Below are 24,113 nucleotides of genomic sequence, written 5' to 3' on the forward strand. Positions count from 1 at the left end.
CTGATGATCAAAGTGGTGAATTTACCTGTTCATGTAAAAATCACCAACTGTTAGATATAGTATTTTACACATTAGTTCTTCTATGCACGTCGAATTGTATTTTTTTATCTTATTTTAGGCATTTATTACTTCTTTTTTTACATCTGGTAAGCCTTTTAATAAATTTTCAGCAATCGTTAACCACTTCGATGTCTCTAAGCCATTTGTTTTCATAACAATTTTCAATTGTGATCCTTCCATTCCTAAACCAATCATACGTCCAAAACTATTTCCGAGCATGAATAATTTTCCACCATCAATATTTTGACTTGCTTGTTCAGAAAACAGGAATGTTACTTCAAATTTATTCTGCTTAATTAATTCAATTTGTTCTTTCATTGCCAACACTTTAATATTTGCAATTTGTAATAAATAACCAACTTCTTGTGGATAATCGCCAAATCTATCGATCATTTCTTCCTGCAATTCTTCAATATCCTCAATTGCAGAAACACCTCTAAATTGTTTATACATCATAATTTTTTGCTTACTATCTGAAATATAAGCATCTGGTAAGTATGCATCTACCTCTAAGTCAATTTCAACATTAACTATATTTTCAGCCCCATCTGTTCCTCTACGCTGTTCAATTGCATCTTTTAACATTTGAGAATATAGATCAAATCCGACAGAATCAATAAATCCATGCTGTTCTGCCCCTAACAAATTACCTGCTCCACGAATAGATAAATCTCTCATCGCAATTTTGAAACCAGATCCAAGTTCCGTGAACTCTTTAATTGCTTGTAGACGCTTCTCTGCAACCTCTGACAGCACTTTGTCACGTTTATATGCAAAGTATGCATATGCAACACGATTAGAACGTCCAACACGCCCACGAAGCTGATACAACTGTGATAATCCCATACGATCTGCATCAAATACAATTAACGTATTTACATTCGGAATATCTACACCCGTCTCAATAATTGTTGTACTTACAAGAACATCATGCTGTCCTTCTAAAAATGATAGCATAACAGACTCTAATTCGCTTTCGTTCATTTTCCCATGTGCGTACGTTACGCGGGCATCTGGAACTAACATCGAAATTTCATCTGCTTTTCTTTCAATATCCTCTACACGGTTATATAGGAAGTAAACTTGACCACCTCTTGCAAGCTCTCGCTCTATCGCCTCTCGCATTAACGCTGGATTATACTCGACTACATACGTTTGGACTGGGAAACGATTTTCTGGTGGTGTCTCAATAACAGATAAGTCGCGCACACCAAGCATAGACATATGAAGCGTCCGCGGAATCGGAGTTGCCGTTAATGTTAATACGTCAACATTCGCCTTCAATTGTTTAATTTTTTCTTTATGTGTCACACCAAATCTTTGTTCTTCATCAATAATAAGAAGCCCTAAATCTTTATAAGTAACATCTTTAGATAAAATACGATGTGTTCCGATTACAATATCTACTGTTCCATCCTTTAAGCCCTTAATTGTTTCATTTTGTTGTTTCCTCGTACGGAATCTACTTAATAAGCCTATATTGATTGGATAATCTTGAAAACGCTCTCGAATTGTTTCATAGTGTTGCTGCGCAAGAATCGTTGTCGGTACTAAAATTGCAACTTGTTTTTCATCCATAATCGCTTTAAATGCCGCACGAATAGCCACTTCAGTCTTTCCATACCCTACATCACCACAAAGGAGCCTATCCATCGGGCGTCCGCGTTCCATATCTTTTTTAATCTCGTCAATAGAACGTAACTGATCCTCTGTCTCTTGGTATGGGAAAGATGATTCGAACTCTTGTTGTTCTGCCGTATCTGGCGTATATGCATAGCCTTTTGAAGCTTCGCGCTCAGCATATAGTTTAATTAGGTCATCCGCAATGTCTTGTACAGATTTTTCAACTTTCGTTTTAACCTTTTTCCAATCATTCCCACCTAATTTGTAAACTTTCGGATCCTTACCTTCAGATCCTACATATTTTTGAACTTGATCAATTTGTTCAATTGGAACGTATAGCTTATCATTACCTTGATATTTAATATTTAAATAATCTTTATGAACACCATTAATCTCTAATGTCTCAATACCTAAAAATTTACCTATACCATGATTTACATGAACTACATAATCTCCAACTTTTAATTCCGAATAACTTTTAATACGTTCAGCATTCGATAGCTTTTGTTTACGTTGTGATTTTTTAACTTTCTTATGAAAAAGCTCCTTTTCAGTAATGACAACAAGCTTTTGCATCGGCATTTCAAATCCTGCATGTAAATCACCTACAGCAATTTGTAACCTTCCAGGTAATAAAATATCTGTACCTTCTACAATATCTGCCTCAATATCATAATCACTTAAAATATGTTGTAATTTTTTCACACGTTCATCATCTGTTCCGAGTACAACAGTCGTAAAATGCCCTTCATTCCATCTATCAATTTCTGTTTTTAACAAATTCATCTGTCCATGGAAATCTTGCATTGTTTTACATGTTACATTAACAATATTTTGCGGATGTGTGTGTGCGATATGACGCAAGAATAACGTTAAATATACAAAACTTCTTTTTTTATGATGCAGAAACCCCTCGAATGGGTGAGAGAAAGATAAATCTTGAATAATTGTTCCTTCACCAAGAAGTGATATATACCATTCCGCCTCTTCTGTTTCAAGATGTGATGCTGTTTCTTGAATACGGGAAATCTCATCTAAAATTACAACACCATCTTCTGGTAAATAATCTATCAGACTAGCAGGTTCTTTATAGAAAATAGATAAGTATTTAAACATCTGTTCTATACTTTGCCCGTTTTTCAACATCTCAATTTCATGACTTACCGTCTCAAGCACTTTAGTCTTTAGTTTATCATCAGAAAGTTTTTGCATCGTCTTAGTCAAGCCTTCTTCAAGATGCTGAATTCCTGATTTTAATTCTTCCTGTGAAAATAAAAACTCTGTTGCCGGACCAAACCTAACGTTTTCTTTTTTACCTTGAGAACGCTGTTCATCCACATCAAATAATCGAATAGAATCGACTTCTGTATCAAAGAATTCAATACGAAATGGTAGTTCTTCAGTTAAAGGATAAATATCTAATATTCCCCCACGCAAACTGAACTCCCCTGGAGCTTCTACCATCGACTTACGTTCATAGCCAATATGATGTAAAGTATGCAAGAGCGCATCTAAATCAATCTCTTGCCCTAGATTGATTTCAACTTGCTTTTGCTTCCACAATTCTTTTATTGGTAAAAATCTACGCAATCCTGCCACTGGCGCTACAATGATTCCATTCTCTCCCGCAGCCAAGCGATTTAACACTTCTATACGTTGCGCCTTCAATTCTGGACTTGCAACTCCAATTTCCGATGCTATCAGTTCATTCACTGGATATAACCACACATCTTTTTCACCAAGTAACGCCACTAAATCTTCATGTACTTTTTGTGCTTGGTATAAGTTATGTGTCACGATTAATTGTGATTTTTTTGTTTTTTTATATAAAGCCGCCATTAATAATGAACGAGAAGACGTTGCCATCCCTGATATAAGTTGTTCTTTTAACCCATCTTCTAACCCATTAATAACCGATTGTATCTCTTCATTTTTATAAAATTGCTCTAATAAACCTATCATTTTTAAAACTCCTCTCAACATAAAGAGCAAGTCATTCTATTTTATGCAAATATTTTGGAAAAGGAAAACAGAAAAATGCTTTGGACATGCCAAAGCGACAACATTTTATTGCAGAAATTTTTCATACTCATAATACTCAGGATAAGATGCGAGCGTTTCTTGACACGATTCACAAATCGTTTTTATATATATATTTCCATTCTCATGAAAATGAATCATTTCTACTACTTCTTGCTCCGTTAGTTGAAATAAAACGTCGCTATATACTTTTTCTGCGTTAATGGAGCCTACATTACCTCCGCAGTGTCTGCAATAATAATACCCTTCCATACTAGCCTCCTAAAAATTCAATTACTACTAGTATGGGTAAAACAAAAGAGAAATATTCCCAATCTCATTTTTAACTATTGAAAGTATTCATGATTTGAAGAAAAGGCTTATTTAGCCACTCTTCACATGCATCCGCTGCTTTTTCAATAGAATGGTTAACATCCGGAATCTCTTCAGATGTAAAGCGTCCTAATACATAATCGACTACCTTCATTCCATTTTTCGGGCGATCAATTCCCATACGGATACGCTGAAATTCTTGTGTTCCTAAATGCGAAATCGTTGACTTTACACCATTATGTCCACCAGCACTACCTTTCATGCGAAGACGCAATTTACCTACAGGAATGTCTAAATCGTCGTACATAACAACGAAGTCCTCAACATCAATTTTATAATAATCCATAAGTGGACGAATACTTTCCCCAGATAAATTCATGTATGTTAGCGGCTTTAATAAGATTACCTTTTCTCCATTAACAAACCCTGCACCAAATACACCTTTAAATTTTTGTTCATTCAAAGAAATGTTCCAACGCTTCGCAAGTTCATCAATGGCCATAAATCCAATATTATGCCTTGTTAATTCATATTCTCTACCTGGGTTCCCAAGTCCTACTATCAATTTCATTCTTGTACCACTACTTTCTTTTTTCGATACGAAAAGACGTAACCAATTTTGGTTACGTCTCATTCTATCCAATTAATTGAATAATACACTCACAGATTCTTCTTCGTATACACGAATGATTGCTTCTCCGATTAATGGAGCAACTGAAAGTTCATGTACTTTGTCGATTTTCTTCTCTTCTGGTAATACGATAGAGTTCGTTACAACTAACTCTTTAATGTTTGAATTTTGAATACGCTCAATTGCTGGACCAGATAATACTGGGTGTGTACAGCAAGCATATACTTCAGAAGCACCGTTCTCAACAAGAGCGTTTGCTGCTAATGTAATTGTACCAGCTGTATCAATGATGTCATCAATTAAAATCGCTGTTTTGCCTTCAATATTACCGATAATGTTCATTACCTCTGAAACGTTCGGGCGAGGACGACGCTTATCAATAATAGCGATTGGCGCTTTTAGACGATCTGCCATTTTTCTCGCACGAGTTACACCACCATGATCAGGAGATACGATTACGATATCTTTAAGACCTTTTGTTTCAAAGTAATCAGAAAGAATCGGTACACCCATTAAGTGGTCGATTGGGATATCAAAGAACCCTTGAATTTGTGGAGCATGTAAATCTAGAGTGATTACACGAGTTGCACCTGCTGTTTCAAGCAAGTTTGCTACAAGTTTCGATGTAATTGGTTCACGAGAACGCGCTTTACGGTCTTGACGCGCATAACCATAGTAAGGAATAACAATATTAATTGTTTTCGCAGATGCACGTTTTAATGCATCGATCATAATAAGTAATTCCATGATATGTTCGTTTACTGGGAAGCTTGTAGATTGAATAATGAATACATCGCAACCACGGATACTTTCTTCAATGTTAATTTGAACTTCTCCATCACTAAAACGATCAACAGAACATTTTCCTAGTCCTACTCCAATATGCTTTGCAATCTGCTCAGCAAGTTCCTTATTAGAGTTTAAAGAGAATACTTTCAAATTAGAATTTAGATATTGAGTCGACATCTAGATTAACCCTCCACATTATTATGATTTTTTCTTATTCAGCAATTGATCAACATAGTCTTCTTTGTTAACTTGACGTGCACGTGCTACCGATAATGCTTTTGATGGAACATTCTCTGTAATTGTAGAGCCTGCCGCCACATAAGCACCATCTTCAACTGTTACTGGAGCAACAAGGTTTGAATTACATCCAATAAATACCCCATTACCAATCACAGTTTTGAATTTATTCTTACCGTCATAGTTCACCGTAATTGAACCACAACCAAGATTCACGTCTTCTCCAACTTGTGCATCCCCGATATAACTCAAGTGTGAAGCTTTACTTCTATTACCAAAGACAGTTTTTTTGATTTCCACGAAGTTTCCAACGCGTACTTCGTCTCCAATAACTGAATCTGGGCGAATATGTGCAAATGGACCAACCGATACTTCTGTACCAAGCTTACTATCATGTACAGTAGATTGTCGAATTGTCGTACGATCTCCAATTTCACTATCGCGAATTACTGTATGCGGTCCAATTTCACAATCAGAACCAATTACAGTGTTCCCCTCAATAATTGTTCCTGGATGAAGAACTGTATCGCTACCGATAATTGCATCAGCAGAAATATAAGTGTTACTTGGATCAATAATTGTAACACCATTTACCATGTTCTTTCGGTTGATACGGTTTTTCATAATAATTTCCGCTTGCGATAGAGCGACTCTGTCGTTAACACCTAACGTTTCATCGAACTGTTCTGTTTGATAAGCTGATACGATATGACCTTCATTTTTTAAAATCTCAATAACATCTGGAAGGTAATATTCACCTTGCACGTTATCATTTGAAACTTTAGAAAGTGAAGCAAATAAAGCCTTATTATCAAAACAATACGTACCTGTATTGATTTCTTTAATAGCTAATTCTTTCTCATTTGCATCTTTATGCTCAACAATCTTTTCAACATGACCATTCTCATTACGAACAATACGGCCATATCCAGCAGGCTCTTCTATGTATGCTGTTAGCACCGTCGCCATTGCTCCTGCTTCTTTATGTTGCTGAAGTAATGCTTCCATTGTTTCAGCAGTTATTAGAGGCGTATCACCACAAATAACTAAAGTTGTTCCTTCTTCATTTGCAAGTACACTTGCAGCTTGATCTACAGCATGTGCTGTACCAAGTTGTTCTGCTTGTAATGCAAATTCACTTACGTTCCCTAGCTGTTCTTGTACCATTTCAGCACCATGTCCAACAACCGTTACAAGTTTCTGCAATCCTAATTGAGATACTTGATCGACTACGTGTTGTACCATAGGTTTTCCACATACAGGATGCAGCACTTTGTATAGCTTAGACTTCATACGTGTGCCTTTACCTGCAGCTAGAATCACTGCAAATCTGTTTGACATATAGACCCTCCATCGCAACCTATTTATCCATTAAAGATATTATCCTAAATCATCATATATTTCAAGAAACACATTTTAACTATTAAATTTTACCATAATTCTTATAAGATGTTTTACTCTTTAGTATCTTTTTTAAGAAATAAGCTATACTATTTAAAATGATTTTGAAAAAATTAGTAGTTTCTTCTTTTTATGTTAATAAATTATACAGTTTCCAAATATAAAGCAAAAAAAACAAACCCCTGTAAATGCTTACAGGAGTTTGTTACAAAATTATAAGGCTTTTTGTCAAAAGCCCTTTTCATTCGAATTTTACGAAGCACCTGCTTCTTCAAACTCAACCTCTTCTAACTCGCCTAAACGATGATACTCTGTTAAAACCGCATCTTGAATTTTAGAGCGTGTACCAGAATTAATTGGATGTGCAATGTCACGGAACTCTCCATCTGGAGTACGTTTACTTGGCATTGCTACAAATAATCCATTATTACCATCAATTACACGAATATCATGAACAACAAATTCATGGTCTAGAGTAATAGAGGCAATTGCTCTCATGCGGCCTTCTGTGTTTACGCGGCGTAATCTTACGTCAGTCACTTCCATCTTGTGTTCACCACCCTTTTCTAAATAAGCGATATATTTGTATAAATTCCACAAATTTTCTATTTTCCCTTTAATTTTTTAAAAATTTTTAAGATAAAAATTTTTAAAGCAGTTGAATATAGAGATTAGTGGAGGTTATCGCTTACAAAAGGTTACTTAACTAGGGCGATTACTTCAATTTCAACGGAAACATCTTTCGGTAATTTTGCTACTTGCACACAAGATCGAGCTGGTTTATGAGTAGAGAAATAAGAGCTATACACTTCATTCACAGCATTAAAATCATCCATGTCCTTTAAAAATACTGTTGTTTTTACGACTGTATCAAATGAAGCACCTGCTTCCTCTAATACCGCTTGTAAATTTTGAAATACTTGTTCTGTTTGTACTGTTACATCTCCTGTTACAAGCTCCCCATTTGCCATCAATGGAATTTGTCCTGAGCTATAGAACATGTTATTTACAATAATCCCCTGTGAATAAGGTCCAATTGCTTGTGGTGCCTTGCTTGTTTGAACAACTTTCATACTTTTCACCCTTTTATTATTTATTTTACTCTTTAAAAATAGTGTACGAAAGGCAGTTTGTCCATCTATTTTATAATCTATAAATAAAATAAAAAAGATAGAGCTATCTGCTCTATCTTTTATTCCGCCTCTACAAGCCCTTCATCAAATGGTGCAAGAGAATAATTCCCTTTTTCCACTTGAATCGTTTTTTCTTTCACATCAACTTCCGATAGACGAATTAATGATACAAAATTATTAATTAGTCGTTCTTCAATATCTGTGGATTCTACTAATACACCAATACCAACAACATTAGCCTTGAATTCTTCTAGCATACTCATCATACCTTGAATTGTTCCGCCAGCTTTCATGAAGTCATCAATAATTAAAACATTCGACCCTTCTGGAAGACTGCGTTTTGCTAACGTCATTGTTTGAATTCGTTTAGAAGAACCCGACACATAGTTAATACTAACAGTCGGACCTTCTGTTACCTTATTATCTTTCCTTGCAATTACAACTGGTACATCTAAGTAATTTGCCACTGCATAAGCAAGTGGAATCCCCTTCGTTGCCACCGTCATAACTGCATCAATTGGTTGCCTAGCAAAAACAGAAGCAAACAAACGACCTGCGCCATTAATATGGCGAGGATTACTCAATAAATCTGTCATGTATAAGTAACCGCCAGGCAAAATACGATCTGGGTTTTCAAATAAGCCACAAAGCTCATCAATAATTAGATCTGCCTCTTCTTCACTTATATACGGTATATATTTCACTCCTCCTGCTGCTCCTGGTATCGTTTGCAATGTGCCGACCCCTTGTTGTTCAAACGTTTGCTTAATAATAACTAAATCTTCACTAATGGAAGACTTAGCCGATTGATACCTTTCAGCAAAAAAAGTGAGAGATACTAGCTGACGAGGGTTTTGTAGCAAGTAATAAGTCATATCGACTAATCTTGTACTTCTTCTAATTTTCATACTCTCACCTCAAATCACGAATATTCTAAACAAATCATAACGTATTATACGTCTTTATTCAAGCGTTTCTCGCTCTCCTAATAAACGTACCGCATAGACTTGTTCACAAAATCCTTTTAATCCGTTATAAATGCGATGCATTCGTGAATCATGGTGTACAAGTCCAAATACAGTTGGACCACTTCCACTCATTAATACAGCATCCGCTCCAAATCGCTTCATCTGTGATTTAATACGGGCAACTTCAGGATGCATTCCAAATGTTACATCTTCTAAAACGTTACCAACAGTATCACAAATTCCTTTATAATCACCAGAATTTATGACATCAACCATTTTATCTACATTTGGATGTGTAACTCGATTTAACTTTAAATTTCCATACACATCAGCAGTAGATACACCTATATGTGGTTTCGCTAAAATAACCCAACAAGAAGGCGGAGTCTTTATATGCTCAATTTTCTCTCCTCTTCCAGTGGCAATTGCTGTGCCTCCGTATACACAGAACGATACATCTGATCCAATTTCTGCACCAAGCTCTGCTAACTCATCAATTGTAAGCCCTAAATTCCATAATTTATTAAGACCACGTAATGTCGCTGCTGCATCACTACTTCCACCTGCTAATCCAGCTGCTACTGGAATCGTTTTTTCAATAGTAATAGATACACCTTTTTTTACATTAAACTTCTCTTTTAATAATTTCGCTGCCTGATAAGCTAAATTTCGTTGGTCGTCTGGGACATACCGATTATGGGATAAAATTTCAATACGGTCTTCTGCTAATTCCGTTAGTTCTAGACGATCTGCTAAATCAATGGTTGTCATAATCATTTTCACTTCATGATATCCGTCTTGTCTTTTTCCCAGTACATCTAACGACAGATTAATCTTTGCTGGTGCTTTCACTAGTAGCTTCAATCTATTCACCCACTCTATGTACTCAATCTTTTATCGTTTATTTTACCATAAATTTATAGTAAGACGATGACACTTCCCTAATTATAACGAAAAGCATTCAGAATGAAACTACTTATGTAAAATGATGGCACCTTTTAGAGTACAAAAAGCCGAGGAATGTCTCCTCGGCTACCGTAGCACAGAAAGTATCTTACAACTACTGGTTTCGTTTCATTAATTGCTGTTCTGCAATTTCTATAGCACGTTTCACCATGTTACCAGCATCTTTCGCACGAATTCCGCCCCATCCTTCTTTCTGAACAACATCATAAAAGCCAAGCTCTTTTGCTAGCTCTTCTTTAAATTGGTTTGACATGACACCTCTTCGTCTACTCAATGCAGAGTCCCTCCTTATTTTGCTACGGTATAGTTAGTATGCAAAATAATATAGCTTTTCATTTATGGGAATATATGTAATGATATATGGATTATAAAATGACCTCATTATGAGGGTCTCCATAAAATGTTAACTCTACTGTCTCTGTTAAAACATCTGCATAACTATAAGATACACGTTGCAACGCATCTTCTTGTTGATCCAATTGTACAACAAAAACGGAACGGTATGTTTCTGCTAGTACACCTGATTGCTCCACAGTTTTTCTTCTTCCACTATTTGCTTTTAACATAAGTCGCTGTCCAAGATGGTGATCTAATTCGCTTTTAATTTCATCTAAACGTTTTGACATATACTTCGCTACACCTCGCTGTAATTTAGATTGAACACTTAAAGCACGATATATCTATCCTAATTATTAACCGCGATTCACAGCTAATATCATCCTGCGTTTGAATAGATAGAAGAAATACTATATTGTAAAAGTATCATTACGTAGTCTTTACGTTCTTACCTCTTTTTATCCAAATTCATTTAAATCCTTCCATACAAAAAGCAAGATACATATGTATCCTGCTTACTCTTCGTAATGTTGAAAAGGTAATCCCGTTCGTAAAATCCCTCTCGTTTCAATTCCACCTAGTCCCTTTTCACCAGTAATTGTATTACGTACGACATCCCATACATTGACTCTCTCCATAAATGAAGTAAAACTAATTTTACCAACTACATATACAGGATCTAGTGCATGAATATTAATTCTAGATGGTGAACTAGCGAAATTGGCCCCTGCACGAATTAGTGCCTCAAAATGTGATTGACATGCCCCAGCAAAAATAACAAGTTGATCCAATGATGGATATTTTTTTCGCACTTCACGAACAGCCTGTACAAAATGCCTTGAATGCCTATATGCCGCTAAATCTCCCTTCACTCCTTTTGATTTTGTATATGCATCATGTCCTGTAATAACGAGAATGTCTGGGCGAAAGTGATCTATTAAGTCTACTACTTTTTCATGCATCTCCGTTTCTTTACAATGAATACCTTGAACAGGAACGCCAATTTTATTATATAAATCTAAGCACTTGCGCAAATATAAAGGGTCTCCATCTATATGCAATACACGTCCCGGCATTTGAAAATAATTTACCTCACTTGTGTATCCACCAGTTGAAGTATGTTCATGCCTTTGTTTCATCAGTACATAATCTTGTTGAAACAAACGATACGTGCGCTCCATTGTTTCTTTCTCACGCTTCACCCTTTTTTTATGTTCTCTTTGATCTATACTAATTAAATCTTCAAGTGGCGCATCCGCCACCAGTCTAATTTCTTCTCCAAACAATATAGCTATCTCGCCTTTTATTTCTATAATACGAAAAAGAATATCCCTCTTATGAGAATATCGTTCCACTAATTCTCCAACATGTAAAACCATTCTCCTACCTCCAAACTCATTAGGCCATCTTACCTGTTTTTAAAGTATGAATTTAGAGAGAGAAAGGTGACAAAAGGGACAGTTCAACTTGAACTGTCCCTTTCATATTCTTATGATAATTTATGAAGAACTAATGCATTACTTAATGTTGCAAACTCTTCAATAGATAGCGTTTCGCCTCTTCGCTTTGGATCAATTCCTACTTCTGTTAAAATTCGATCCAATAACTCCTTATCTTTCGGGAAACCATTTAAATTATTTGATAAATTATTCATTAAAGTTTTACGGCGCTGTGCGAAACTTGCTCGTACTACTTCAAAGAAAAACGTTTCATCTGTCACCTCTACAACCGGTTTAGGACGCTTTAGAAGGCGGATAATTGCAGAATCAACGTTTGGCTGTGGTACAAACACTGTACGCGGTACAGTCATAACTGTTTCAACCTCTGTATAGTACTGAATGGCAATCGATAAAGAACCATACTCTTTCGTTCCAGGTTTAGCAGCTAAACGATCTCCAACTTCTTTTTGCATCATAACAACAAATCCACGAACTGGTAACTTTTCTTCAAGCAATTTAAATAAAATTGGCGTTGTAATATAGTATGGTAAGTTAGCTACTACCATTACATCTTGCCCTTCTTCAAATTGCTCATTAAATACTTCATGTACATCTGCTTTTAGTACGTCTTTATTAATAACTGTAACATTACCATATGGCGCTAACGTCTCATCTAAAATTGGTAATAGTCTTTGATCAATTTCAAAAGCCACTACTTTTTTAGCACGCTTCGCTAATTGCTCTGTTAATGCACCAATACCTGGTCCAATTTCAATTGCACCACTTTCTGAACCAATTTCTGCATGATCGACAATACGATTTAATACATTTGTATCAATTAAAAAGTTTTGTCCTAAACTTTTTTTGAATGAAAATCCATACTTTTCAACAATGTCTTTTGTACGATTTGGCGTTGCGATATCCTTCATTTTTTTTCCTCCTGTATTACTTGCTTATAAGCTTCTGCAAATGATTCCTTTGAAACTTGAAACATCTGTAATCGTTTATGTAACTGTTTTGCATTTGTATAACCAATCTTTAATAGCTTACCCATTCTTTCTCTGCGGCTCTTTGCCATTTCTCCGCCCACTAAGCCTGCATCGACTAAATCACTCCAACTAATTTCACTTGTGTAAGCTTCCATTTCTTCATGTATATTCTCTAGAGCACGGCGAATCGACTCATTAGAAGCATGTTCAATCCCAACACCCTTTTTCCTTTTAGCAAGCGCTTCTTCCTTCGGTAAAAAAGCATGCTTACAGCCAGGAACCTTGTCAGAAATAATTTTTCGAATACGCTCTCCAGGATAATCCGGATCTGTGAAAATAATAACGCCCCTTTTTTGCTGCGCTAATTTAACTTGCTCAATAACATGATCACCGATTGCTGAACCGTTCGTTTCAATTGTATCCGCATCAACAGCACGCTTAATCGCAACTGTATCATCTTTACCTTCTACAACGATAATCTCTTTTATTTTCATGCTTGCCTCCACACTCATTTCGTCTCTACTTAGTAAAACAAAAAAATGACGACTTTTCCATTATTATTTTCCCCATTCTTATATTTTAAAAAATAGAATAGAAAAATCTTTGTTCTCTGTCCTTATTGTAACACTTCATCATTCACATTTATTTTCTTGATTACTTCTACTAGTTTTTCTCAAAATAAAAAAGAACAGGTTTCCCCCGTTCTTTTTATTCAACACCAAATAAAACTTTTGCATTTTTAGTTGTCATTTCTGCTACTTCCTCATAAGAAATTCCTTTTAAATTCGCAATTTCTTCTGCTACGAGTTTTACATAACTCGGTTCATTTCGTTTCCCGCGAAATGGATGCGGCGTTAAATAGGGACAATCCGTCTCTATTAACAATTTCTCTAATGGAATCTCCGTAGCAACTTCTTTCGGTTTCTTAGCGTTTTTAAATGTAACTGGTCCACCTAACGAAATTAAAAAGTTCATATCAACACATCGCTCTGCTACTTCTACGCTACCGCTAAAGCAATGCATAATGCCTCCTACTTCAGCTGCATTCTCTTCTTCTAGAATATCGACAATATCTTGAGTTGCATCGCGGTTATGTATAATAATCGGCAAATTTACTTTTTTCGCTAATGCAATTTGTTTACGAAATACTTCTTTCTGTATTTCTTTTGGAGACTTATCCCAGTGATAATCTAAGCCCATTTCTCCAAGTGCAACGACTTTAGGATGAGAAGCAAGTTCTTCTAACCAAGCTAAATGTTCTTCTGTCATGTCGATTGCATCAACTGGATGCCAGCCAACCGCAGCGTAAATAAAATCATAGGCTTCAGCTAATTCCATCGCCTTTTTTATCGTTACTTCATCAAAACCAACAACAACTGTATAAGTAACTCCCGCTTCTTTCATTCGGGCAATAACCTCTTGCAAATCTTCTTCGAATTGCTCTGCATTCAAATGTGAATGTGTATCAAACAACATAATACATAACTCCTTTTATATTGAAATCAAGTTTATTCTACAAAAATAAGTTCTTTAATAACTTAACGATAACAATACTACAATCTTAATGCAAAAATAGAGAGTGTAAAAAGAAAAAAGACGCTTCACACATGTTACACGTGAAACATCTCTTTTCTTGTCTTAATTACTTGATTTTTGTACCATTTGGTAGATTTTGGTCAATTGATGCTAATGACAATACGCCATTCTCTTCACCCGCTAAAATCATACCTTGCGATAATTCACCGCGTAATTTTACAGGTTTTAAGTTTGTTACACAAATAACCTTTTTACCTTTTAAGTCTTCCGGCGAATAGAATTTTGCAATTCCAGAAACAACTTGACGCTTTTCTGTGCCTAAGTCTAGTTGAATTTTTAACAACTTGTCTGCTTTTTTCACAGGTTCAGCAGATAGTACTTCAGCTACGCGTAATTCTACTTTAAAGAAATCATCAATTGTAATTTCTTCTGCCTTCGGTTCTTCTTCTTTTTTCTCTTCTACTTTAGGAGCAGAGCTTTTCATTTGTTCTTTAATGTACTCTACTTCCACTTCCATTTCTAAACGAGGGAAAATTGGGTTTCCTTTTTCTACTTTTGTTCCAGCTGGAATGCAGCCAATTGTAGATAGACTTTCCCAAGATTTATGAGCTTCATCAGTAAGGCCAAGCTGAGCAAACATCTTGCTTGGTGCTACTGTTAAGAATGGCATAAGCATAATACCTGTTTGACGAAGTACTTCTGCTAAATGAGCCATTACAGAAGCTAACTTTTCACGATCATTCTCATCTTTTGCTAATACCCATGGTTGTGTTTCATCAATATATTTATTCGTACGACTAACTAGTTGCCAAATAGATCCTAACGCTACAGAGAACTCCATATTCTCCATTGCTTCTTCTACTTTTTTCAAAGTATCTTGTGCAAACGCTACTAACGTTTCATCAAATTCCGTCACATTTTCTTTAAATGCAGGGATTTCTCCGTTAAAATACTTATCAATCATAGCTACTGTACGATTTAATAAATTACCTAAGTCATTTGCTAAGTCGAAATTAATACGCTCCACAAATCCTTCTGGTGTGAATACACCATCAGATCCAAATGGAACTTCACGAAGTAGGTAATAACGTAATGCATCTAATCCGTAACGATCGATTAATGTAACTGGATCTACTACGTTTCCTTTTGACTTACTCATCTTTCCATCCTTCATTAAAATCCAGCCATGAGCAAAGACTTTCTTCGGAAGAGGTAAATCTAATGCCATTAAAATTATCGGCCAATAAATTGTATGGAAACGAACAATTTCTTTCCCAACTAAATGCACATCTGCAGGCCAGAATTTTTTATATTTCTCTTCATTTGCTGTTCCATAACCTAACGCCGTAATATAATTAGATAATGCGTCAACCCATACGTAAATAACATGTTTTGGGTTACCAGGAACACGAACTCCCCAGTCAAATGAAGTACGAGAAACCGCTAAATCTTCTAATCCTGGTTTAATAAAATTATTAATCATTTCATTTTTACGAGACTCCGGCTGAATGAAATGTGGATTATCTTCATAGAACTTTAATAGTCTGTCGACATATTTACCCATTCTAAAGAAATAAGATTCTTCACGAACAAGTTCTACATCATGACCACTATCTGGGCTTTTTCCTCCAACTACTTTGTCGCCTTCCATAATTGGATCTACTAATTGATGCTCTGTATAGAACGTCTCATCTTGTACAGAATACCAACCTTCATATTCATCAAGATAAATGTCACCTTGATCTACTAATTGCTTAAAGATTTTTTCGACAACATCTTTATGACGATCTTCAGTTGTACGAATAAAATCATCATAAGAAATATCCATCTTCTCCCAAAGCTCTTTAATTCCTGCAACAATGTTATCAACATATGCCTGTGGCGTAATATTTAACTCTTCTGCTTTCTTTTGGATCTTCTGTCCATGCTCATCAGTTCCTGTTAAATAATGCACATTATAACCTTGCATACGCTTATATCGTGCCATCGCATCTCCTGCTACTGTCGTATAAGCATGTCCAATGTGTAATTTTCCACTTGGATAATAAATTGGGGTAGTAATATAAAAGGACTTATTTTCCTCTGTCATTGTTTTGGACCTCCCGAATAACCTCATATGTATTTATAAACAGTATATCAAAAACTCATATATAAAGTGAAACTTTAATCAGTAGGGTTTTTGTTCCTCCCCACTAATTATTAGCCCACATTAATTGGGCTTTTACGAGCAGCCCAAATCTAACTTATCTTCTTTACGCCAACCTAATTTTAAATTTAGGTCTTAATGCTCGATATCTTTATCATCTATTGCTCATATTTCACAAAAATATACAATCTCCACTTTTAATTTATTATTTTTTCAGAAAATAATGTAAATAATTGTGGAATTTCCTCTCAATCTATTATATATAAGAAATAAGAAATCTATAAATCTTTTTAAAAAATATAGAATTTAAGAATTGACGGAAATGTAAATGATTGGTATCATATGTCCATAGGGTATTTTGTCGAAAAATGACGAATCTAAAAATAGACTCGAAACTTATAAACTATTTATTTAGGAGGAAAAAAATTATGAAATCTACTGGTATTGTTCGTAAAGTTGATGAATTAGGTCGTGTAGTAATTCCAATCGAATTACGCCGTACTTTAGGTATTGCAGAAAAGGACGCTCTTGAAATCTATGTTGATGACGAAAAAATCATCTTAAAGAAATATAAACCAAACATGACTTGCCAAGTAACTGGTGAAGTATCTGACGGTAACCTTTCTTTAGCTGAAGGTAAAATCATCTTAAGCAAAGAAGGCGCTGAGCAAATCTTAAACGAACTTCAAGATTATATCGAAACAGCAAAATAAGCTTCTCAATTATGAGAAGCTTATTTTTTATCGACATGATAGATTTGATATACATCTCTTTTCGACAAATCTCGATCTTTAGCGACTGTTTTAATCGCTTCTTTTGAATTCATACTTTTTTCATTTATATAATATTCAATATGATCATATACCGAAAGAGATTCCCACCATTGTTCTTCTGGAGCAGGTTCTTCTGTTGAACCAGCTACTAAAATACAAAACTCACCACGTACTTCATTTTGCTTCGTCCACTCAATTGCTTCTTCGATTGTTCCTCGAATAAATTCCTCAAATTTTTTCGTTAACTCTCGACATAATACAATCTCTCTATTTCCCAACACTTCCTGCATCGAAATTAAAGTATCATCTAAACGATGAGGTGCTTCATAAAACATCATTGTAGTTTGTACATACCGAAGCTTTTCTAACTCCATCTTCCGTTCCTTTTTGTTTCTCTGCAAGAAACCATAGAAATAAAACTGCTTTGTTTCAAGACCGGATGCAATTAATGCTGTAAGGGCTGCATTTGCTCCAGGAAGCGGAATTACATGATATTGCTCAGCTACTGCCTCAACAACAATATCGTAACCTGGATCAGAAATACACGGCATACCAGCGTCGCTAACAAGTGCTACATTCTTTCCATCCTCTAATTTCTCTAATAGTTTCTTCCCACTTACTTCTTTATTGTGCTCATGATAACTCGTAACAGGTGTTTCAATTTCAAAATAATTACAAAGTTTTTTCGTTTGTCTCGTATCTTCAGCAGCAATTAAATCAACTTCTTTTAAAATTCGGATTGCACGAAATGTCATATCTTCTAGATTTCCAATAGGAGTTGGTACTAAATATAAAACTCCCTTTTCATTTTGTTGAAAGCTTTTTTGTTGCCACATAGCGTTCTCCTTTTTGCATATATGCCTCTTTTTGTTTTCTCGTTAATTGCTTAAAGTAATACTCCGCTTGCATAGCTGTACGCTTATCATCGTGGGTCTCTACATATTTTAAAACAACAGGAAGCCTGACGCGTGTATACTTAGCCCCTTTGCCGCTATTATGAGTCTGAATTCTCTTTTCTATATGGTTTGTATATCCAGCATAATAACTTCCATCAGAGCACTCTACCACATAAAAAAAGTGCTTATTCTTCTCCATATAAAATCGAACGTAGCTCCTTTGTATATTCGTTATTGTTCTCATATACAACGAGAGGCGGTAAAATTTTCAAATCTGCATTTCCATCCTTAATTCCTTCAATTAACAATGTATTTGCTTCTTTTCCAACCTTAGGATAAACAAATTGCACACGCTTTGGTTCAATTTTATATTTACGCATTAATGTGACAATGTCTAGTAATCGCCCTGGACGATGTACAAACGCTACTTTCCCACCTTGTTTTACTAACTGACTACTTACAGATACAACATCTTCTAATGTACACATAATTTCATGACGAGCTATCGCTAAATGTTCATTCATATTTTTCTCTGAAGTTTGAGGTGTTTGAAAATATGGTGGATTACATGTAACAACATCATATTGATGACGCCCAAGTTTCTCTGGCATATCTTTCAAATCTCCATGTATGAGGTGAATTCTTTCCTCCAACCCATTGTATTGAACACTTCTTACTCCCATATCATATAAGCGTTCTTGAATTTCCACCCCAGTAATATTTCCTTTTGTTCTTGTACTTAATAGAAGGGGAACAACCGCGTTACCTGTACACAAATCAAGTAAATTCCCCTTTTGAATTGGTACCCATGCAAAATCTGCAAGTAAAACGGCATCTAAAGAAAAATTAAATACTGATGGGCTTTGTATAATCTTCATGTCTTGTGCTAATAAGTAATCTAAACGTTCATCTTCATATAAATTCATATACTGCTCCTTTTCTTACCCTTAACCTACTCTATTTCATGTATAAAAAATTACCTTTCCAATTATAATTGGAAAGGTAATTTCACTTTTTATTTAAGAATGACAGACAGAATAAACAATCTCCCTCTTTACGTACACTTCCATAATGTAGATTGCAAATATGAAAACCTTCTTGATACAGTCTCGCTAAATTGTCATAGCCTTCACCAATATCTGTTTTCGGCTTCACTTCTTTACGTTTTTGAGTTTTTTGCTTTTCTTTATTCTGCACTTCTTCAAAACGGTGTCGCAAATTGTTATTTTCCATTTTTATATGCTGGTTTTCTTCCAACAACTCTGCAAGATGCTGTTTTAACTCTCCCAACTGTTTATATAAATGTCCAATTTGCTCTTCCATACTAGAAACCGATTCAAAAATATCTTTTTTCTCCACAAGCACCCACCTCATTAATCTGTGGTTTGACTCGAAACGACCCCTTTATTCACTAACTCATCTAACGTATATTCTACTATCCGTTCCTTGTCTACTAGTTCCACTTGAATTAATCTTTCTAAAATATTTAATCCGATAACACGGCCAGTACCATGCGGGGTTTGTATACGTTGATCTAAATCAGGAAGTTGTTCCTTTGCTGCCTCATATTCATCATTCTCATATTTTAAGCAACACATTAAGCGACCACATAAACCAGAGATTTTTGCAGGATTTAATGATAAATTTTGATCCTTTGCCATTTTAATGGATACAGGTTCAAAATCCCCTAAAAAAGTAGAACAACAAAGCATACGACCACATGGACCAATACCACCTAGCATCTTCGCTTCATCACGAACACCAATTTGTCTTAGTTCAATTCTTGTTCTAAAAATTGCGGCTAAGTCCTTCACTAGTTCGCGGAAATCGATCCGACCATCCGCAGTAAAATAGAAAATAATCTTATTACGATCGAATGTATACTCTACATCTACAAGTTTCATATCAAGATTATGCTCTACTACCTTTTGTTGACAGACTTGATATGCTTCTTTGGCAGCATGTTTGTTCTCTTCAACAATGGTACGATCATTTTCATTTGCAATACGAATAACCTTTTTTAGCGGTAATACAACGTCGTTTTCATCAACTTGTTTTTTGGTAATAACTACTTTTCCGTATTCAATACCTCTTACCGTTTCTACAATGACAAACTCATTTTCAGAGATATCGAACTGGTTTGGATCAAAGTAATATACCTTTCCGGCCTTCTTAAAGCGAACACCTACTACATCATACAAAACGGTCATCCCTCCTGCAACCGCAACACTAACTGTTCGAACACAAGCTGCGCATTTACATTAGCGTTGATTCTATTTTTTGCCTCTAATATATTAAAGAGAGCTGATACAATGCGCTTCTGAGCATAGGAAAACGATTCAAACATCTCTTTCTGATCATGAAAAACAAGACGATCTTCTTCTCCAAGTTGAACATATAATAAATCCTTATAAATAAGGAGTAACATATCTAAACCTTGCTGTAATTGTTCTTTCTCTCCAAAGTGTTTTCCCCATTTTTCTTGTACAAAAAAAATAGAGGTTTTATCTTTTTCGAGCGCTTCACATAATTTTATCACTAAAGCTCGTGCTTGTGCAAACCATTCATCACTACATAAAGCTAAAGCTTCATCAAAACTATTTGTAAGTTGAGCAGCAAGTGTCGATAAAGATGCTGTAATCCCTTCATCCTGTAATCTTCTAATTAAAGATTCCGTAGGTAACGGTCTAAACGTAACAACTTGGCAACGAGATAAAATCGTATTTAAAATTTGATGACTTTGTTCAGTAAGTAAAATAGCAGTTGTATCACTACTTGGTTCTTCTAAAAATTTCAAAAGTGTATTTGCCGCATTTGCTGTCATACGATCTGCGTGCTCAATAATATATAATTTTTTATTTGCCTCTAATCCTGTTTTTGAAAACTCTTCTTGTAAATCATGAATTTGCTGCTTTTTAATAGATAATCCGTCTGGTTTTACAATATGTAAGTTAGGGTGGTTACCTGAATCAATTCGCTTACAGTTTGTACATACATGGCAGGGCTCTACCCCATTCCGCTCAGAACAGAGGAAACTCTTTGCCATTTGAATTGCTGTCGCAAACTTTCCTGTCCCTTTCCCTCCCTCTAACAAGTAAGCGTGGGATATACGCTCTTTTGCAATGCTATTCATCAACATTTTTACACCGATGGGTTGTATAGCAGAAAGCTGCTCCCACGTCTTCGTCATAATGCATACCTCACTTATTTCATTCTTTCCTTCTATTATAACAATTTATCTTCTATAATCTGAACAACTTCTTCTATAAGTTTTTCCATCGGCTGATCAGCATTTACCAATACAATACGATCCGAGAAACGTTCTACAACTTGTAAATACCCTTCGCGCACACGTTTATGGAAAGAGATATCTTCCATATCTAGTCGATTTACTTCACGTCCTGCATCTTTTTCAATCCGAGCCAAACCAACCTCAGGCTCAATGTCTAGATAAATTGTTAAACTAGGCATACAGTCCTCTGTTGCGAAACGATTTATTTCAAATACCTTATCCATACCCAATCCTCTTGCATAGCCTTGGTATGCTAAAGAGCTATCTATAAAACGATCACATAACACGAGGTAGTTCTCATTAAGTGCTGGCATAACTTTTTCTACTAAATGTTGTCTGCGCGCAGCAGCATAAAGAAGCGCTTCTGTACGTGCTTCCATCATCGTATATTCTTGTTTATGTAAAATCGTCCTAATGTCCTCAGAAATTGCAATACCGCCTGGTTCCCTTGTCGCCATTACCTTTTGTGCTTTTTTTTCAAAATATGGCAATAAGCTTTTAATTAACGTTGTTTTACCTGAACCTTCTGGGCCCTCAATTGTTACAAATAATCCCTTCATCCTAAAACCTACTTTCTATATCATACACTTTCATATATTTCGTATTACCTTGAAAACGAGCTCCTGCTCTCTCTAAATACATAATTTGCTCTTTATGCTCTGAAGTAATTCTCTCTCCATACATAATCAATGGAATTCCAGGTGGATACGGAATCACCATTTCCGCCGCTATCATTCCAACAGCCTCTTCTATAGATACTATCTTTGTTTCATATCCGTCTAGTTGTTTATACGTATACGGTAAAAGAGAGAATTCACCTTTATAAGTATAACGAATAGATTCCCTCTTGTCTTTCACCTCATAATGTTGCAATGCTACTCGGATCATCTCTATAACCTTCATATATCCCTCATTTACTTGTAAGGGTAAAATAAATAGGACATTGTACGGATCAGCCATCTCTGTATATATACCGACCTTTTCAAATACAGACTGTAATTCGTACCCTGATAACTGACAACGAGTTTGTACGGTGACCTTTAACTCATCTTGCAACGGATATTCTAAAATGGCGATTTGGGGAATAGAACGTAATTGTTCCTTAAATCTTCGTAAAAACTCAACAATTTCACTGTGACCTTCTTCTTTTATACGCGCCATTGTAAAGCGTGCTATATCCAAGGAAGCCATAATTGGATACGATGGACTACTAGATTGTAGCATACTTAAATAAGTAGTAACCTTCTCTTCGTCTACTAAGTGACTATTTATATGTAAATAGGAACCCATTGTCATTGCGGGTAATGTTTTATGTGCAGAATGAACTACAATATCTGCACCATATGTTAATGCTGACTTTGGGAATGGTTCTCCCAAGCACAGATGTGCCCCATGTGCCTCATCTACCAAAACAGGGATTTTATATGCATGTGCAAAAGCGATGCTTGCCTCTAGATCCATACCCATACCATAATAATTAGGATGCGTTAAAATGAGTGCTTTCGCATTTGGATACTTTTCAATTGCTTTCTTAATAATTTCGTTACGAACTCCCACCGGTACGTTATAAGCTTCATCAATCCATGGATCTAAAAAAATGGGATTTGCTCCCGCAAGTTTTAAAGCATTAATAATTGATTTATGGCAATTTCTTTGTACAAGAACAATATCATGTTCCCCACAACAAGACAAAATCATTGCTAAGTTCCCGACTGTTGAACCATTAATTAAAAAATAGCTCCTCTTTGTATTATAAACTTCAGCCAATAATTGTTGTGCCTCATCTATACATTCAAACGGACTATGCAAATCATCTAGTCCTGCTAACTCAGTTACATCAATAGATAGAATATCTTTAAACTCTCTTATTGCCTCCTGAGGGAAGTTTAAACCATTCTTATGACCTGGAACATGAAAGGATAACGGCCCTCTTTCTTTAAACTCTATTAACGCCTCATATAAAGGCATACGATTTTGATTCATCTACATCTCTTCCTTATTATTCATTCTCTATCTATTATACAGAACAAAAAAAATAATAGGCATATGCCTATTTAAAAATATGATACTTCTAATTTTCGAAGCTGCTTTAAATAATGTATATATTTCGGATCATCTGTCTCTGTATTCACCATATCCTTTTCACATTCATAGCATATTAAATTATTATAAACATATATACCTTCTTTTCTTTTTGTCTCACAAACAATACAAACTTCACTTTGTAATTTCATAGCCTTCCCTCCCTATTTTAGTGAACCTATTTTATACTTCTAATCCTTAACAATTTACAGAAAAATATACACCCATCTCTTATATAATATGATTAACTCTTGGGCAACGTGTTTGTATCACCCTTACTTCTTTCCCGTTCTTTTTAACAATACAAAAAAACACAAGTCAAATGACTTGTGTTTTTAGTTGCTTGGCGACGCCCTACTCTCACAGGGACAAGGTCCCAACTACCATCGGCGCTAGAGAGCTTAACTTCCGTGTTCGGTATGGGAACGGGTGTGACCTCTCTGCCATCATCACCAAACTATGAA

26 protein-coding genes and 1 rRNA gene are annotated in these 24,113 nt (G+C 35.5%); 1 reads left to right on the forward strand and 26 read right to left on the reverse strand.

The genetic code is table 11. The annotated features are described in order from the left end of the window. Positions 1–114: 114 nt before the first annotated feature. From mfd to metG, 16 genes are all read right to left on the reverse strand, one after another. Positions 115–3,645, reverse strand: a complete 3,531-nt coding sequence (gene mfd / locus ACS2CR_RS22690; protein WP_000579678.1) for a transcription-repair coupling factor — start codon at positions 3,643–3,645, stop codon at positions 115–117. Between the two features lie 105 nt (positions 3,646–3,750). Continuing rightward, positions 3,751–3,975, reverse strand: a complete 225-nt coding sequence (locus tag ACS2CR_RS22695) for an anti-sigma-F factor Fin family protein (RefSeq protein ID WP_000399438.1) — start codon at positions 3,973–3,975, stop codon at positions 3,751–3,753. 70 nt (positions 3,976–4,045) lie between these two features. Then, a complete protein-coding gene (gene pth / locus ACS2CR_RS22700; protein WP_000767702.1) occupies positions 4,046–4,606 on the reverse strand; it encodes an aminoacyl-tRNA hydrolase in 561 nt (186 codons plus the stop codon). Between the two features lie 72 nt (positions 4,607–4,678). Beyond that, positions 4,679–5,632, reverse strand: a complete 954-nt coding sequence (locus ACS2CR_RS22705; RefSeq protein WP_000107420.1) for a ribose-phosphate diphosphokinase — start codon at positions 5,630–5,632, stop codon at positions 4,679–4,681. Positions 5,633–5,653: 21 nt separating this feature from the next. After that, positions 5,654–7,033, reverse strand: a complete 1,380-nt coding sequence (gene glmU / locus ACS2CR_RS22710; protein WP_000071039.1) for a bifunctional UDP-N-acetylglucosamine diphosphorylase/glucosamine-1-phosphate N-acetyltransferase GlmU — start codon at positions 7,031–7,033, stop codon at positions 5,654–5,656. A 312-nt stretch (positions 7,034–7,345) separates the two neighbouring features. Continuing rightward, complete coding sequence (spoVG, locus tag ACS2CR_RS22715; protein ID WP_000454041.1) at positions 7,346–7,639, reverse strand: septation regulator SpoVG; 294 nt, start codon at positions 7,637–7,639, stop codon at positions 7,346–7,348. A gap of 152 nt (positions 7,640–7,791) precedes the next feature. Then, a complete protein-coding gene (locus ACS2CR_RS22720; RefSeq protein WP_000869811.1) occupies positions 7,792–8,166 on the reverse strand; it encodes a RidA family protein in 375 nt (124 codons plus the stop codon). Positions 8,167–8,285: 119 nt separating this feature from the next. Beyond that, on the reverse strand, positions 8,286–9,134 hold the full coding sequence (gene purR, locus ACS2CR_RS22725) for a pur operon repressor (RefSeq protein ID WP_000702466.1): 849 nt from the start codon (positions 9,132–9,134) through the stop codon (positions 8,286–8,288). Between the two features lie 54 nt (positions 9,135–9,188). After that, positions 9,189–10,058, reverse strand: a complete 870-nt coding sequence (gene ispE, locus ACS2CR_RS22730) for a 4-(cytidine 5'-diphospho)-2-C-methyl-D-erythritol kinase (protein ID WP_000772104.1) — start codon at positions 10,056–10,058, stop codon at positions 9,189–9,191. Positions 10,059–10,254: 196 nt separating this feature from the next. Continuing rightward, the gene (gene sspF, locus ACS2CR_RS22735; RefSeq protein ID WP_002094215.1) at positions 10,255–10,434 is read right to left on the reverse strand and encodes an acid-soluble spore protein SspF; all 180 of its coding nucleotides are present in this window, start codon (positions 10,432–10,434) and stop codon (positions 10,255–10,257) included. Between the two features lie 91 nt (positions 10,435–10,525). After that, positions 10,526–10,786: a biofilm formation stimulator Veg gene (gene veg, locus ACS2CR_RS22740; protein ID WP_000044347.1), complete on the reverse strand. Its 261-nt coding sequence runs from the start codon at positions 10,784–10,786 to the stop codon at positions 10,526–10,528. 225 nt (positions 10,787–11,011) lie between these two features. Next, positions 11,012–11,875 carry a sporulation peptidase YabG gene (gene yabG / locus ACS2CR_RS22745; RefSeq protein ID WP_000242868.1) on the reverse strand — a complete coding sequence of 288 codons (864 nt, stop codon included), beginning with the start codon at positions 11,873–11,875 and terminating at the stop codon, positions 11,012–11,014. Positions 11,876–11,985: 110 nt separating this feature from the next. Next, positions 11,986–12,864 carry a 16S rRNA (adenine(1518)-N(6)/adenine(1519)-N(6))-dimethyltransferase RsmA gene (gene rsmA / locus ACS2CR_RS22750; RefSeq protein WP_000651548.1) on the reverse strand — a complete coding sequence of 293 codons (879 nt, stop codon included), beginning with the start codon at positions 12,862–12,864 and terminating at the stop codon, positions 11,986–11,988. After that, positions 12,861–13,418 (reverse strand): ribonuclease M5, encoded by a 558-nt coding sequence (rnmV, locus tag ACS2CR_RS22755; protein ID WP_000692835.1) that lies wholly within the window; start codon positions 13,416–13,418, stop codon positions 12,861–12,863. Before rnmV ends, rsmA begins: the two co-directional genes overlap by 4 nt. Before the next feature lie 214 nt (positions 13,419–13,632). After that, positions 13,633–14,400 carry a TatD family hydrolase gene (locus tag ACS2CR_RS22760; protein WP_000895843.1) on the reverse strand — a complete coding sequence of 256 codons (768 nt, stop codon included), beginning with the start codon at positions 14,398–14,400 and terminating at the stop codon, positions 13,633–13,635. A gap of 166 nt (positions 14,401–14,566) precedes the next feature. Further along, complete coding sequence (gene metG, locus ACS2CR_RS22765; protein ID WP_000134135.1) at positions 14,567–16,549, reverse strand: methionine--tRNA ligase; 1,983 nt, start codon at positions 16,547–16,549, stop codon at positions 14,567–14,569. Positions 16,550–17,034: 485 nt separating this feature from the next. On the opposite strand from metG, the gene ACS2CR_RS22770 reads away from it, so the two are divergent. Beyond that, positions 17,035–17,319, forward strand: coding sequence for an AbrB/MazE/SpoVT family DNA-binding domain-containing protein (locus tag ACS2CR_RS22770; protein ID WP_000843036.1), 285 nt, complete (start codon positions 17,035–17,037; stop codon positions 17,317–17,319). 20 nt (positions 17,320–17,339) lie between these two features. Here ACS2CR_RS22770 and rsmI read toward each other — a convergent pair whose 3' ends face one another. The 10 genes from rsmI to rrf form a co-directional block, all read right to left on the reverse strand. After that, complete coding sequence (gene rsmI / locus ACS2CR_RS22775; RefSeq protein WP_000267821.1) at positions 17,340–18,215, reverse strand: 16S rRNA (cytidine(1402)-2'-O)-methyltransferase; 876 nt, start codon at positions 18,213–18,215, stop codon at positions 17,340–17,342. After that, a complete protein-coding gene (locus ACS2CR_RS22780; RefSeq protein WP_000414350.1) occupies positions 18,184–18,474 on the reverse strand; it encodes a GIY-YIG nuclease family protein in 291 nt (96 codons plus the stop codon). Before ACS2CR_RS22780 ends, rsmI begins: the two co-directional genes overlap by 32 nt. Then, positions 18,461–19,201, reverse strand: a complete 741-nt coding sequence (locus ACS2CR_RS22785) for a tRNA1(Val) (adenine(37)-N6)-methyltransferase (protein WP_001055367.1) — start codon at positions 19,199–19,201, stop codon at positions 18,461–18,463. Before ACS2CR_RS22785 ends, ACS2CR_RS22780 begins: the two co-directional genes overlap by 14 nt. Positions 19,202–19,283: 82 nt before the next feature. Then, positions 19,284–19,634, reverse strand: coding sequence for a DNA replication initiation control protein YabA (gene yabA, locus ACS2CR_RS22790; RefSeq protein WP_000412063.1), 351 nt, complete (start codon positions 19,632–19,634; stop codon positions 19,284–19,286). Between the two features lie 14 nt (positions 19,635–19,648). Beyond that, a complete protein-coding gene (locus tag ACS2CR_RS22795; protein ID WP_000272429.1) occupies positions 19,649–20,476 on the reverse strand; it encodes a PSP1 domain-containing protein in 828 nt (275 codons plus the stop codon). Positions 20,477–20,481: 5 nt separating this feature from the next. Then, the gene (holB, locus tag ACS2CR_RS22800) at positions 20,482–21,465 is read right to left on the reverse strand and encodes a DNA polymerase III subunit delta' (protein ID WP_000169563.1); all 984 of its coding nucleotides are present in this window, start codon (positions 21,463–21,465) and stop codon (positions 20,482–20,484) included. A 35-nt stretch (positions 21,466–21,500) separates the two neighbouring features. Continuing rightward, on the reverse strand, positions 21,501–22,127 hold the full coding sequence (tmk, locus tag ACS2CR_RS22805; RefSeq protein WP_000677214.1) for a dTMP kinase: 627 nt from the start codon (positions 22,125–22,127) through the stop codon (positions 21,501–21,503). A 1-nt stretch (position 22,128) separates the two neighbouring features. Further along, positions 22,129–23,550, reverse strand: coding sequence for an aminotransferase class I/II-fold pyridoxal phosphate-dependent enzyme (locus ACS2CR_RS22810; RefSeq protein ID WP_053513331.1), 1,422 nt, complete (start codon positions 23,548–23,550; stop codon positions 22,129–22,131). Between the two features lie 71 nt (positions 23,551–23,621). Then, positions 23,622–23,801, reverse strand: coding sequence for a sigma factor G inhibitor Gin (locus ACS2CR_RS22815; RefSeq protein WP_000776279.1), 180 nt, complete (start codon positions 23,799–23,801; stop codon positions 23,622–23,624). Between the two features lie 189 nt (positions 23,802–23,990). Beyond that, positions 23,991–24,106 (reverse strand): 5S ribosomal RNA (rrf, locus tag ACS2CR_RS22820). Positions 24,107–24,113 lie beyond the last annotated feature (7 nt).

It is taken from the genome of Bacillus cereus group sp. BceL291 (assembly GCF_051776705.1).
GTDB lineage: Bacteria > Bacillota > Bacilli > Bacillales > Bacillaceae_G > Bacillus_A > Bacillus_A cereus.